Source organism: Curtobacterium sp. PhB136 (assembly GCF_004346855.1).
Taxonomy (GTDB): domain Bacteria; phylum Actinomycetota; class Actinomycetes; order Actinomycetales; family Microbacteriaceae; genus Curtobacterium.
Genome location: NZ_SMGH01000006.1, coordinates 1 through 13,372 on the forward strand (window position 1 = coordinate 1; position 13,372 = coordinate 13,372).

The 13,372-nt window shown below is 72.8% G+C and carries 10 protein-coding genes; 5 read left to right on the forward strand and 5 right to left on the reverse strand.

Annotated features, from left to right (window positions below; translation table 11 throughout):
* Positions 1-530: 530 nt before the first annotated feature.
* Genes ndk through ileS form a run of 4 tightly spaced genes read right to left on the reverse strand, consistent with a single transcriptional unit; the run spans position 531 to position 6,118 of the window.
* Complete coding sequence (gene ndk, locus EDF27_RS09455; protein ID WP_123702843.1) at positions 531-950, reverse strand: nucleoside-diphosphate kinase; 420 nt, start codon at positions 948-950, stop codon at positions 531-533.
* Between the two features lie 34 nt (positions 951-984).
* The gene (locus EDF27_RS09460) at positions 985-1,389 is read right to left on the reverse strand and encodes a DUF4233 domain-containing protein (protein ID WP_132048491.1); all 405 of its coding nucleotides are present in this window, start codon (positions 1,387-1,389) and stop codon (positions 985-987) included.
* Positions 1,386-2,855, reverse strand: coding sequence for a folylpolyglutamate synthase/dihydrofolate synthase family protein (locus EDF27_RS09465; RefSeq protein ID WP_132048493.1), 1,470 nt, complete (start codon positions 2,853-2,855; stop codon positions 1,386-1,388). The genes EDF27_RS09460 and EDF27_RS09465 overlap by 4 nt, the downstream gene beginning before the upstream one ends.
* Positions 2,852-6,118, reverse strand: a complete 3,267-nt coding sequence (ileS, locus tag EDF27_RS09470; RefSeq protein ID WP_132048495.1) for an isoleucine--tRNA ligase — start codon at positions 6,116-6,118, stop codon at positions 2,852-2,854. Before ileS ends, EDF27_RS09465 begins: the two co-directional genes overlap by 4 nt.
* Positions 6,119-6,356: 238 nt before the next feature.
* On the opposite strand from ileS, the gene EDF27_RS09475 reads away from it, so the two are divergent.
* Positions 6,357-7,388: a cation diffusion facilitator family transporter gene (locus tag EDF27_RS09475; RefSeq protein WP_123653959.1), complete on the forward strand. Its 1,032-nt coding sequence runs from the start codon at positions 6,357-6,359 to the stop codon at positions 7,386-7,388.
* Positions 7,389-7,578: 190 nt separating this feature from the next.
* On the opposite strand, the gene EDF27_RS09480 is transcribed toward EDF27_RS09475, so the two are convergent.
* On the reverse strand, positions 7,579-8,178 hold the full coding sequence (locus EDF27_RS09480) for a TetR family transcriptional regulator (protein ID WP_132048497.1): 600 nt from the start codon (positions 8,176-8,178) through the stop codon (positions 7,579-7,581).
* A 32-nt stretch (positions 8,179-8,210) separates the two neighbouring features.
* On the opposite strand from EDF27_RS09480, the gene EDF27_RS09485 reads away from it, so the two are divergent.
* Genes EDF27_RS09485 through EDF27_RS09500 form a run of 4 tightly spaced genes read left to right on the forward strand, consistent with a single transcriptional unit; the run spans position 8,211 to position 13,304 of the window.
* Entirely contained in the window at positions 8,211-9,842 is a 1,632-nt protein-coding gene (locus EDF27_RS09485; protein ID WP_132048499.1) for an ABC transporter substrate-binding protein, read from the forward strand.
* Positions 9,827-10,798: an ABC transporter permease gene (locus EDF27_RS09490; protein WP_243698286.1), complete on the forward strand. Its 972-nt coding sequence runs from the start codon at positions 9,827-9,829 to the stop codon at positions 10,796-10,798. The genes EDF27_RS09485 and EDF27_RS09490 overlap by 16 nt, the downstream gene beginning before the upstream one ends.
* Positions 10,795-11,670, forward strand: coding sequence for an ABC transporter permease (locus tag EDF27_RS09495; RefSeq protein ID WP_132048501.1), 876 nt, complete (start codon positions 10,795-10,797; stop codon positions 11,668-11,670). Before EDF27_RS09490 ends, EDF27_RS09495 begins: the two co-directional genes overlap by 4 nt.
* Entirely contained in the window at positions 11,667-13,304 is a 1,638-nt protein-coding gene (locus EDF27_RS09500; RefSeq protein WP_132048504.1) for an ABC transporter ATP-binding protein, read from the forward strand. The genes EDF27_RS09495 and EDF27_RS09500 overlap by 4 nt, the downstream gene beginning before the upstream one ends.
* Positions 13,305-13,372: the final 68 nt, after the last annotated feature.

The window sequence follows — 13,372 nt, forward strand, 5'->3', positions numbered from 1 at the left end:
ACTCGGCCACGGTGTCCGTGGCAAGCGCGCCGGCTGATCGCGACCGCATCCGGACGGGAGGCCCGGCGCACGCCCGCCCCGGGCCTGCCCCCCCCCCCCCCCCCCCCCCCCCCCCCCCCCCCCCCCCCCCCCCCCCCCCCCCCCCCCCCCCCCCCCGGGGCGAAAGCCCCCGGGCCCCCCCCCCCCCCCCCCCCCAAACCCCCCCCCCCGGTCCCGCGGGGGGGGCGCCCCACGGCGGTTTCGCGCACCCCCCGGCCCCCCCTGGGTCGGGGGGGGGGGGGGCCCCCCCCCGCCCCCGCGCCTCCAGGCGGGCACCGACGCGGCCACGGGCGGGTGCGGGCGGGTGCGCGGGCGGGCGCGGGCGGGTGCGCCGGCGCGCGTGCGGGGGCCTGCACCGGCGCACAACCGAAAGCAGCCCGCACCACGGGAATCCATGGTGCGGGCTGCTCTCGGTTGTGCGGACCGCCAGCGGCCGCGGGCCGCAGGCCGCAGGCGGTGCGGGTCAGGCGGTGCGGGTCAGGCGGCGCGGGTCACGCGAACCAGAGCGCGAGCTCGCGCGCGGCGGACTCGGGGCTGTCCGAGCCGTGCACCAGGTTCTGCTGGACCTTGAGGCCCCAGTCGCGACCGAGGTCACCACGGATGGTGCCCGGCGCGGCCGAGGTGGGGTCGGTGGTGCCGGCGAGCGAGCGGAAGCCCGCGATCGCCGCGTTGCCGGCGACGCGCACGGCGACGACCGGACCGGACTGCATGAACTCGACGAGGGGCTCGAAGAACGGCTTGCCCTGGTGCTCCTCGTAGTGCGCGTCGAGCAGGTCGCGCGGCGCGGTGATCATCTTCAGGTCGACGATCTCGTAGCCCTTGGCCTCGATCCGGCGGAGGATCTCACCGGTGAGCTGGCGGGCGACGCCGTCGGGCTTGACGAGGACGAGGGTCTCTTCGAAGTCGGACACAGCGGTACTCCCTGAGGTTCGGGGGTGGATGTGGTCAGTCCTCGGCAGCGGCGCGACGGGCGGCGTTCTGGCGGTCGAGCTGACCGCCCTTGACGAAGCAGAACATCCACAGCGCCAGGAACACCAGGCCCACCACGAACATGAACGGCTCGATGAAGCCGGTGGCGAGGATGGCCGCCTGCAGCAGCCACCCGAACCATACACCGGCGCGGGTACCGGTCAGACGCGACGCGAGCGCCAGCACGATCATCGCGCCGATGCCCCCGCCGAACGCCCACCCGGCGGGCAGCGTGTGCTTGCCGAAGACGACGAGCATCGGGAAGAAGAACATGATCGCCTCGAGCACGAGGGCGATCGAGGTCAGGCTCTCCTGCGCGCCACGCTCACGTCGCTGCCGCGGCTGACGACCCGGCCTGGAGGCTCCGCTCGCGTCCGTCACTTCGCCTCACCCTCTCCGTGGACCAGGTCCATGACCGCGCCCACCATCACGATGGAGCCGGCGACGAGCACCATGGCGTCCTCGGCTTCCGCCTCGTCGGCCAGGTCGCGCGCTTCCTGCAGCGCCTGCGTGAGCGAGGGCTCGACGACCACGCGGTCGTTCCCGACCTCGTCGACGACGATCCGGGCGAACTCGTCCGCGTCGAGCGCACGCTCCCCCGGCGGCTGCGTGACCACGAACGTCGCGATCGTGTCCTTGAGCGCGCGGACGAACCCGCGGGCGTCCTTGTCGGCGAGGATCCCGACGACACCGACGACGTGCTCCGAGGGGAACGCGACGGGCAGCGCGTCGGCCAGGGCCTTCGCGCCGTGCGGGTTGTGTGCGGCGTCGACGACCACGGTCGGGTCCTGCGCGATGGGCTGCAGGCGGCCGGGGCTCGTGGCGCCGGCGAGGCCCTCGCTGAGGACGTCCTCGTCGAGGGCCTGGGTCCCGCGGCCGATGAAGGACTCGACCGCGGCGATGGCGACCGCGGCGTTGTGGGCCTGGTGCACGCCGAACAGCGGGAGGAACAGGTCGTCGTAGCGACCGGCGACACCCTGGACGGTGATCAGCTGTCCGCCGACGGCCGGGGTCACGTCGACCACGGAGAACCCGGTGCCCTCGACGGCGAGCGTCGACTCGGTGAGCTCAGCGGCACGCACGAGTTCGGCGAGCGCCTCGGGGACCTGGGCGCTCGACACGACGGCCGAGGACGGCTTGATGATCCCGGACTTGGTGCGGGCGATCTCGGCGACGGTGTTGCCGAGCTGCTTCGCGTGGTCGATCGCGATCGGGGTCAGCACCGCGACCTGGCTCTGCACGACGTTCGTGGAGTCCCACTCGCCGCCCATGCCCACCTCGATCACGGCGACGTCGACGGGCGCCTCGGCGAAGCACGCCAGCGCGAGCACCGTGAGCGCCTCGAAGAACGTCAGCGGGAGCTCGCCCTTGTCGGTGAGCTCCTGGTCGGTCATCGCCAGGATCGGGGTGATGTCGTCCCAGTTCTCCACGAAGCGGTCCGGGGCGATCGGCTGCCCGTCGATGACGATGCGCTCCCGGATGGACACCAGGTGCGGGCTCGTCATGAGTCCGGTGCGCAGGCCGTGCGCGCGGACGATGCTCTCGGTCATCCGGGCGGTCGACGTCTTGCCGTTCGTCCCCGTGACGTGGATCACCGGGTACGCCAGGTGCGGGTCGCCGAGGAGCTCGACGGCACGACGGGTCGCGGTCAGGCGGTGCTCGGGCGACTGCTCGCCGATCCGGGCGTACAGGGCGGCCTCGACGCGGCGGACCTCGTCGTCGTCGCCCCCGTAGGGCACGGCGTCGCCGGGGTCGGTGTCCCCGGCCGGTCCGACGGGGATCTCGATCCCGTCCGGCGTGGTCTCCCCGAACTCGTCGCTGTCGTTGCTGTCGTAGCTGTCGCTCATGCGCGCTCCACCTCCACGGTCACCTTGGCACCGTCGCCGACCTCGGTGGCCGGGTCTTCCTTCGCGAACACCGCAGCCACGAGCTGCAGGGTCGTCGCCAGGGTCTCGTTCGCGATGAGCTCCTGGTGCGCCTGCACCGCTGCCTCGGCCGTCTCGTCGGCACGGAGCGTCAGGACGATGCGGTCGCTGACGTCGAGGTCGGCGTCACGGCGGGCCTGCTGGACGGCGCGGACGACGTCACGGGCCAGCCCTTCGGCCTCGAGCTCGGGCGTGGTCACGGTGTCGAGCACCACGAAGCCGCCGCCGTCGAGGAAGGCCACGGCGTTCGACGCGTCGGCCACGGTGAGGTCGAGCGTGAACTCGCCCTCGACGAGGTCGATCCCGCCGACGGTGACGCCGGTCTCCGTCGCCACCCAGTCGCCACGCTTGGCGGCCGGGATGACCTGCTGCACGGCCTTTCCGATGCGGGGTCCGGCGGCGCGGGCGTTCACGGTGAGCTTCCGCTCGATGCCGTACTGCGCCAGGGACTCCTCGGCCTGGGTCTCCAGGACGACGCGCTTCACGTTGAGCTCGTCGCGGAGGATGTCCGCGAACGGCTCGACGGCGGCGGTGTCCGGCACGACGAGCGTCAGCGTCGCGAGCGGCAGCCGGACGCGCTTGCCGGTGGCCTTGCGGAGCGCGAGCCCCTTCGACGCCACGTCACGCACGCGGTCCATCGCGGCGACGAGGGCGTCGTCCGCGGGGAACTCGTCCGGGCTCGGGAAGTCCGTCAGGTGCACGCTGCGGTCGCCGGTGAGACCCTTCCAGACCTCCTCCGAGACGAGCGGTGCGAGCGGTGCGGCGACCCGGGCGAGGGTCTCGAGCACGGTGTACAGCGTGTCGAACGCGGCCTTCGCCGAGTCGCTCGACTCGGCGCCGAGCCAGAACTTGTCCCGCGAGCGTCGGACGTACCAGTTCGTCAGCACGTCGGCGAAGTCGCGGATCGCCTGGGCGGCGAGCGGGGTGTCGAGCGCGTCGAGGTGCGTCGTCACGTCGGTCACGAGCACGCGGGTCTTCGCGAGCAGGTACCGGTCGAGCACGTCGGTCGAGTCCGTCCGGCGCGACGCCTGGTAGCCCTCGGGCCCGGACGCATTCGCGTACAGCGTGAAGAAGTAGTACGTCGACCAGAACGGCAGCAGGAACTCGCGGACGCCCTGGCGGATGCCCTCTTCGGTGACGACGAGGTTGCCGCCGCGGATCACCGACGAGGACATCAGGAACCAGCGCATCGCGTCGGCACCGTCGCGGTCGAACACCTCGGAGACGTCGGGGTAGTTCCGGAGCGACTTCGACATCTTCTGCCCGTCGGAGCCGAGGACGATGCCGTGGCTGATCACGTTCGTGAACGCGGGCCGGTCGAACAGCGCGGTGGAGAGCACGTGCATGACGTAGAACCAGCCGCGGGTCTGCCCGATGTACTCGACGATGAAGTCGGCCGGGTTGTGGCTGTCGAACCACTCCCGGTTCTCGAACGGGTAGTGCACCTGCGCGTACGGCATCGACCCGGAGTCGAACCAGACGTCGAACACGTCGGAGATCCGGCGCATCGTGGACTTCCCGGTGGGGTCGTCCGGGTTCGGGCGGGTCAGGTCGTCGATGAACGGACGGTGCAGGTCGACCTCACCGTCGCCGTTCAGCGGCAGCCGGCCGAAGTCGCGCTCGATGTCCGCGAGCGAGCCGTACACGTCGGTGCGCGGGTACTCGGGGTCGTCGGAGACCCAGACCGGGATCGGCGTGCCGAAGTAGCGGTTGCGCGACACCGACCAGTCGATGGCGTTGCCGACCCACTTGCCGAACTGGCCGTCCTTGACGTTCTCCGGCACCCAGGTGATGTCCTCGTTGAGCTCGCCCATCCGGTCGCGGAACTCGGTGACCCGGACGAACCAGGACGACACGGCCTTGTAGATGAGGGGCCTGCGGCAGCGCCAGCAGTGCGGGTAGCTGTGCTCGTACGAGGCCTGGCGGAGGAGCCGTCCGGCGTCCTTCACGGCCTTCGTCAGCGGCTTGTTCGCGTCCGACCAGAGCTGCCCGGCGACGAGCGGGAACTGCGACGTGAAGACACCGCCCTCGTCGAGGGAGAGCACGACCGGGATGCCGGCCGCCGCGCAGACCACCTGGTCGTCGGCGCCGTACGCCGGGGCCTGGTGCACGATGCCGGTGCCCTCGCCCGTCTCGACGTAGTCGGCGACGAGGATCTGCCAGGCGGGCTCCATGCCCTCGGTCTCGGCGAGGAAGTCGAACAGGCGCTCGTACCGGACGCCGTCGAGCTCGGAGCCCTGCAGCTCGCGCGTGACCGCCGCGACAGCGGCCTCCGCCGATTCGTAGCCGAGGTCCTTCGCGTAGGCCGCCACGGTGTCGGCGGCGAGCATGTAGGAGACGGAGCCGGCGGCGCCACCGTCAGCCGAGCCTCCCGGCCCGGCGGGCAGCACCACGTACGAGACCGCGGGCCCGACGGCCAACGCGGCGTTCGTCGGGAGCGTCCAGGGGGTCGTCGTCCAGGCGAGCGCACGCACGCCGTCGAGCCCCAGCTCCGCAGCGCGCGCGCCCTCGAGCGGGAACGAGACCGTCACGGACTGGTCCTGACGCATCTGGTAGACGTCGTCGTCCATGCGCAGCTCGTGGTTCGACAGCGGGGTCTGGTCGTTCCAGCAGTACGGCAGGACCCGGAAGCCCTCGTACGCCAGGCCCTTGTCCCACAGCTGCTTCCACGCCCAGAGGACGCTCTCCATGAAGGTCACGTCGAGGGTCTTGTAGTCGTCCTCGAAGTCCACCCAGCGCGCCTGGCGGGTGACGTACTGCTGCCACTCGTCGGTGTACTGCAGCACGGACTTCTTCGCGGCGGCGTTGAAGACGTCGACGCCCATCTCGTCGATCTGGTGCTTCTCGGTGATGCCGAGCTGGCGCATCGCCTCGAGCTCGGCGGGCAGCCCGTGGGTGTCCCAGCCGAAGCGACGGTGCACCTGCTTGCCGCGCATCGTCTGGTAGCGCGGGAAGACGTCCTTCGCGTACCCGGTCAGCAGGTGCCCGTAGTGCGGCAGGCCGTTCGCGAACGGCGGGCCGTCGTAGAAGACCCACTCGTCGCAGCCGTCACGGCCGTCGATCGACGCCTGGAAGGTGTCGTCGCCCTTCCAGAAGGCGAGGATGCCCTGCTCGACGTCAGGGAAGGACGGCGAGGGGGTGACGCCGGCAGCGTCGGCTGCATCGCGGTTCAGTGGGTATCGCACCGGTTGCTCCTGTGGGTTCGGTTGCTCTCCACGAGGACGGAGCACGCTCCGCGGTACCACCTCGCTTGCCGCACACGCCGGTGCGACCGCTCGTCGTCGGGGATGGTGACGGTCCCGAACCCGTCCGGCTCTACTGACGATCCGCTCGCGCGTCCCGCGTTCTTCCGGAAGCTCCCCGGTGATGGCCGGATCGGTGCTCTTGGAACACGAGTTTAGCGGACGAGAGCATGCTTGAGAGATGCCCTCGTCTGAACAGCAGGACCGCCCGGAGTCCTCCCTCACCGTCGTCATCGCGTTCGGCGCGAACCTGCTCGTCGCGATCGCCAAGACCATCGCCTCGATGCTCTCCGGATCCGCGTCGATGGTCGCGGAGGCGGCGCACTCGTGGGCCGACACCGGGAACGAGGTCTTCCTGCTCGTGGCCGAACGGCGCGGTGCCCGGAAGCGGGACAGCGCGCACCCGCTCGGGTACGGGCGGGAGACCTACATCTGGTCGATGTTCGCGGCGTTCGGGCTGTTCACCGCCGGCGCGATCGTGTCGATCTACCACGGCATCAGCGAGCTCGGGGACACCGGGCCCGCGGACGACGTCCTGCTGAACTACGTCGTGCTGGCGCTGTCGTTCTGCCTCGAGGGGACGAGCTTCCTGCAGGCGTACCGGCAGGCGCACGGCGCCGCCCGGAAGCGCCGGGTGCCGGTGCTCCGGCAGGTGCTGCAGTCGTCGAACCCGACACTCCGGGCCGTGTTCGCCGAGGACGCCGCCGCGCTGATCGGTCTCGTGGTCGCGTTCCTCGGGGTGTTCCTCCACCAGATCACGGGGCTGGCGGTGTTCGACGCGATCGGCTCCATCGCGATCGGTGTCCTGCTCGGGGTCGTGGCGATCATCCTGATCGACCGCAACCGCCGGTTCCTGCTCGGCGAGAGCACGTCGCCGGAGTTGGAGAACGCGGTGCTCGTCGAGCTGCTCGGGCGCCCGCAGATCGACCGCGTCACGTACCTGCACCTGGAGTTCGTCGGGCCGTCCCGGGTGTACCTCGTCGCGGCGATCGACCTCATCGGCAACGAGGACGAGTCGCACGTCGCGGTCCGCCTGCGCGAGGTCGAGAAGTCCCTCGAGGAGAGCCAGTACATCGAGGAGGCCGTCCTCACCCTGAGCCTGCCGGGCGACGAGTCGCTGATGCCGACCGACGGCGACGTGCCCGAGGTCGTCCGGGACGGCACCGTGGAGGACGTGGCGTCCGGCGGGGCCGGCACGCTCCGCACCGACTAGCGCGGCGGCGCGGGCGCCCGCGGTGTCGCACGGCGCAGCACAACGGAAACCGGCTCGAACCACGCACGTCCGCGGTTCGAGCCGGTTTCCGTTGTGCGACGCCGGTCCGCACCGCGGAGCGCGGGCGTCGCGTCAGCGCGCGGGCGCCGCGTCAGCGGGCGGGAGCGGGCGGGAGCGCGCGGGCGCCGCGTCAGCGGACGTCGAGCCCGGCGGCCACCGGGGTGAGCGCGGCGCCGACGTACTCGACGAGCGGCCGGCGGGCCACCCCGTCGGCGACCCACACCCCGAACGCCGCGGCCGCCGCGCCGAGCATCGCACCCGACACCGTCTGCGGCCAGAGCGACCCCGGGTACTCCCCCGTGCGGCGCGCGACGAACGCCGCGACCGCGTCGTGCTGCGCCGTCACCCGCGCGGCGACGCTCGCGACGAGCTCCTGCCCGATGCCCATCACCTCGGCCTGTGCGACCGCCCACGGCACGCGCTCCGGATCGTGGGCGCGGGCGGCCGCGAGGAGCGCCTCCTCGACGGCGCGCACGGCCGACGGCTCGGCGGATTCCGCCAGCAGGGCCGGCAGCGCGGCGACGGCGGCGTCGAGCTCGAGCCACATCACGTCCGACTTCGCCGGGAAGTAGTTGAAGAACGTCGCCCGGCTGACCCCGGCGCGCGCGGCGATGTGGTCCACGGTGGTGCCGGCGTAGCCCTGCTCGAGGAACAGCTCCGCGGCGGCGTCCGCGAGCACCTCGGCACTCGAGCGTCGCGGCCGTCCCCCGCGGCGGATCGGTTCGTCCATGGTCCCCAGTAAACAGCTAGACTCGTCCAGCCATGATCTTGGACCCAGTACAGAAACGCCGTACCCGAGCCGCGGGCCTCGTCGCGGGTGCCACCGCGCTCCTCCTCACCCTGACCGCGTGCACCGGCGCCGGCACGAGCACGACGAGCAGCTCGCCCGTCACCGGCGGCACGCTGACGTACGCGTCCGGTGACGCCGAACCGACCTGCCTCGACCCGCACGTCGGCGGCAACTACCCGCAGGCGCTGCTGTCGACCCAGTACATCGAGGAACTCGTCGGACTCGACGACGGCAAGCCGACCCCGTCCCTCGCCACGAAGTGGACGACGAGCGACGACGGGAAGACCCTGACGTTCACGCTCCGCGACGACGTCACGTTCACCGACGGCACCCCGTTCGACGCCGCCGCGGTCGTGGCGAACATCGAGCACGTGCAGGACCCGGCGACGGCGTCGAGCACGGGGTACCTCGCCCTGCAGTCCATCGCGAAGGCCACCGCGACCGACGACCACACCGTCACGCTGACGCTCAGCCGTCCGGACAGTGCGCTCCTCGAGTCGTTCTCGCAGCCGTGGGTGGGCATGGAGTCCCCGAAGGCGCTCCAGCGCACGCAGGCGGTGAACTGCGAGTCGCCCGTCGGCACCGGCCCCTTCACGATCACGAACTGGAAGCACGGCGACCGCGTCACCCTCGCGGAGAACGACGACTACTGGGGCACGACGAAGCCGCGGCTGTCCGGCATCACGTGGCGCTTCCTCCCCGACTCGACGTCCCGGTACGCGGCGCTGCAGTCCGGGCAGGTCGACGTCATCGACAACGCCCAGCCCGACCAGCTCAGGGCCGCGTCGGCGAAGTCCACGATCCGCGACCTCGACGCCCCGCGCCCCGGCGCCTCGAACCGCCTCGAGCTGAACTCCGGCCACGGCGTGTTCCAGGACGAAGCCGTGCGCAAGGCGTTCATCGCCGGCGCGGAGATCAACCCGGGCGTGCAGTCGCTGTTCCTCGGCACCGCGAAGCGCTCGTACTCGGCGCTCTCCAGCGTCGAACCGTTCGGGTACTCCGACAAGAGCCTGTTCCGGTACAGCCCGAGCACGGCGGAGCAGCTCCTCGACGACGCCGGCTGGAAGGTCGGCTCGGACGGCATCCGGCAGAAGGACGGCAAGCAGCTCACGGTGACGTTCCCGGTGTCGACCAACCAGTCGGTGCCGGCCGAGCGCAGCCTGTTCCAGCAGATCCAGGCATCGGAGGCGAAGGTCGGCATCAAGGTCCAGCTCGAGGAACTCGACCTGTCGAGCTGGTACGCCGCCCTCGCGAAGAACCAGTACGACGTCGTCAGTGCCCCGTACACGAAGGTCGGGGCCGACGTGCTCCGGATCCTCTACGACTCCGCGAGCATCACCCCGGCGCCGTCGGGGTACTTCGCGAACCTCGCCCAGCTCGACGACCCGAAGGTCGACGCACTGCTGGAGCAGGCGGCGCAGACGTCCGACACCAGCACGCGTGGCAGCCTCTACGAGGAAGCGCAGCAGCGGATCCTGGAATCCCGGACGGTGCTGCCGCTCTACGACCAGCAGAACCACTTCCTGTACCGCTCGGCCGTGCACGGGATCCGGACGACCGCCGTCTCGACACCGTGGTTCGGCACCGCATGGATCGACCGCTGAGCTGGGTCTGGTGGGCACTCCGCCGACTGCTCGGCGGCATCGGGGTGCTCTGGGCCGTCGCGACGATCGTGTTCGTCGCGATCCGGCTCATCCCCGGCGACCCCGCGCTCGCGGTCCTCGGCGGCCCCGGGTCGCAGGCCTCGGCCGCCGCGGTCGCCCAGGTCCGCGCGGACTACGGGTTCGACCGACCCGTCATCGTGCAGTACGCGGTGTTCCTCGGACGCCTGGCAACCGGACAGCTCGGTGACTCGTACGCCTTCCGGACCCCGGTCGCGACGCTGCTCGGCCAGCAGCTGCCGGTCACGCTGACGCTCGCGGTCGCCGGGCTCGTCGTCGCCTGGGTGCTCGCGATCGTCGCCGCGTGGTGGTCGACCCAGCGCGGCCGGGGCGCCGCGACCCTGACCAGCGCGATCTCCGTGACCGCGAGCGTCACCCCGCACTTCTGGCTCGGCAGCGTCCTCATCGTGGTGTTCGCGAGCGCGCTCGGCTGGGTGCCCGCGGTCAGCGACGGCAGCGTCCGCGGATGGGTCCTGCCGGTGCTGACGGTCGCGGTCCCGGTCGCCGGCTACCTCGCCGAGACCGTCCGGGACGGCGTGGTGGACGCGCAGCGCTCGGCGTTCGCGCTCGCCGCCCGCGGCCGTGGCGAGACCCGCGCGGGGCTCTTCGGCCGGCACCTGCTCCGGCACGCCGCGCTCCCCGGGATCGCGCTGTCCGCCTGGGCCTTCGGGTCGCTCGTTTCCGGCGCCGTCGTCGTCGAGTCGGTCTTCGCGCTGCCCGGCATCGGCCGGGCGCTCGTGACCGCCGTCACCCAGCGGGACATGCCCCTGGTTGCCGGGATCGCACTCGTCTCCGCGGCGGCCTACGTCGTGGTGCTCGCGGTCGCCGATCTCGTCGAGCGCGCCGTCGACCCGCGCACGAGCCAGCGCGGTCCCGGCCACGGGGCGGACGCGCGATGAGCGGGATCGCCGAGCCGAGCCTCCAGGCCGGTGCGACCGCGGCAGACCCGCCGACGCGACCCGGACGCACCCGCGCCCTCGGACCCGCCGGCACCGTCGCCGCCGCCGTCGTGGCGCTCGCCGTCGTCGCAGCCACGTGGCCGGCGCTCCTCGGCGGCGCGCACCCGCTGGCGGTGCACCCGGCCGAGGCGCTCCTGCCACCCGGTGCCGGGCACCCCTTCGGCACCGACGAGTCCGGCCGGGACGTCCTGGCCCGGGTCGTCGCCGGCACCCGCGCGAGCCTCCTGGTCGGCGTCGTCGCCACCCTCGTCGGCGGAGGCGTCGGCATCGTGCTCGGCGTCGTCGCCGGACTCGGGGGCCGCATGGTCGACGCCGTCGTCGGCCGCGTGACCGAGGTCGCGTTCGCCCTCCCGCTGCTCCTCGTGGCGCTCGTGGTCATCGCCGTGACCGGCCCCGGTCCGGTGCCCGCGATGCTCGCCGTCGGGTTCGCGACCGCTCCCGGCTACGCGCGCATCGTCCGCGGCCTGGTACGGACCGCGCGGTCCTCGCAGGTGGTCGAGACCGCCGTGCTGCAGGGTCGCTCCCCCGCGCGCATCGTCCTCCGGCACGTCCTGCCCGCCGCGCTCTGGCCGATCGTCGCCGTGGGGACACTCGGCGTCGGCCAGGCGATCGTCTGGGCCTCCGCCCTCAGCTACCTCGGCGTCGGCACGCCACCACCGGCCCCGGAGTGGGGCGCGATGCTCGCCGACGGCCGGACCTACCTGCAGACAGCACCCTGGATGAGCACCTTCCCCGGCCTCGCGATCGTCGTGCTCGCGACCGCGGTGACGGTGCTCGGCCGGGCCCTCCGACCCACTGGAGCAACCCGATGAACGTCGTCGAAGCACGAGGACTCTCCGTGGCGGTCGGCGGCACACCGCTCGTCCGGGACGTCGCCCTCGCCGTCGCCGCCGGCGAGTGCGTCGCCCTGGTCGGCGCGTCCGGCTCGGGCAAGACCGTCACCGTCCGCGCGCTCCTCGGCCTGTCCGCGCCCGGTTCCGCCGTCCGCGCCGACGGGCTCGAGGTCGCCGGCCTCGACGTGCGCGCGTTCTCCGACCGACGGTGGCGTTCGGTGCGCGGCGCACGTGTCGGATACGTCGGACAGGAGGCCCTCGGCGCGTTGGACCCGCTCCGTCCTGTCGGGCGCGAGGTCGACGACACCCTCCGGCTGCACACCGCGATGAGCGCACGTGAGCGCGTGGACGCCGTGCGCTCCGCGCTCGCCGGGGTCGGTCTCGACCCGGCGATCGCGTCCGACGGACGGCTCGCGGGGACACTCTCCGGGGGGATGCGGCAGCGGGCACTCATCGCCGCGGCCACGATCGGGTCGCCGGCGCTCGTGATCGCGGACGAGCCGACGACGGCGCTCGACGCGGGGATCGCCGTGCGGGTGATGGAGCAGCTGCGGGCGGCGCAGGAGCGCGGCGCGGGGCTGCTCGTCGTGACGCACGACCTGGGGCTCGTCGCGGGGTGGGCGGACCGCGTCGTGGTGATGGACGCGGGGCGCGTCGTGGAGGAAGGCGCCGTCGCGGCGGTGCTGCGGTCCCCGGTGCACGCGGCGACGCGGGCGCTGGTCGCGGCGGCCGGCGCGGGCGCCGGGTCGCACGGTGCGAGGGGCGCCGCGGGTGCCGGGTCGCACGGTGCGAGCGCGGGCGCGGGCGCCGGGTCGCACGGTGCGGGGTCGGGCGCCGCGGTGCTCGAGGCGCGAGAGCTGTCGAAGTCGTACGACCGGGTGGACGCCGTCACGGGAGTGTCGTTCACGCTCGAGCGTGGTCGCTCGCTCGGCGTCGTCGGCGCGTCCGGCTCCGGCAAGACCACCCTCGTCCGGATGCTGCTCGGCCTCGAGGCACCCGACGCCGGCACGGTCACGCTCGACGGCGAACCGTGGGCGCCGCTCCCCGAACGGGACCGCCGTGCCCGCCGCACCCGGGTGTCCGCCGTGGTGCAGGACCCCGGCGCGACCTTCGACGAGCGCTGGAGCGTGGAGCGGGTACTCGCGGACGCGTTCACCGACGGCAACGCCCGACGGGCGACGGGCGAGCTCGGGGACCGGGTGGACGCCGCGCTCCGGCAGGTCGACCTCGACCCGGTGCTCCGGGACCGGTCGCCGTTGACGCTCTCCGGCGGGCAGCGGCAGCGACTCGCGATCGCCAGGGCGCTGGCGACCGACCCCGCGGTGCTGGTGCTCGACGAACCCGTGACGGCACTCGACGCCACCGTGCAGGACGCGGTGCTGACGCTGCTCGAACGGCTCCGGGACACCACCGGGGTGGCGATGGTGTTCGTGTCGCACGACCTCCGTGCCGTGCGGCGCATCGCCGACGACGTGCTGGTGATGCACGGGGGCGCGGCCATCGAGCACGGACCCGCCGCCGATGTGTTCGCACACCCGGAGCACCCGGTGACGGCAGAGCTCCTCCGCGCCGCCGAACGGCTGTCGGCCGGCCCGGCCGCGGCCGCGGCGTAGCGACGGCGCGCAGCGCGCGACCGCGTTCCGCGCGAGACGCCGCGCTCCCCGCGAGACGCCCCGCTCAC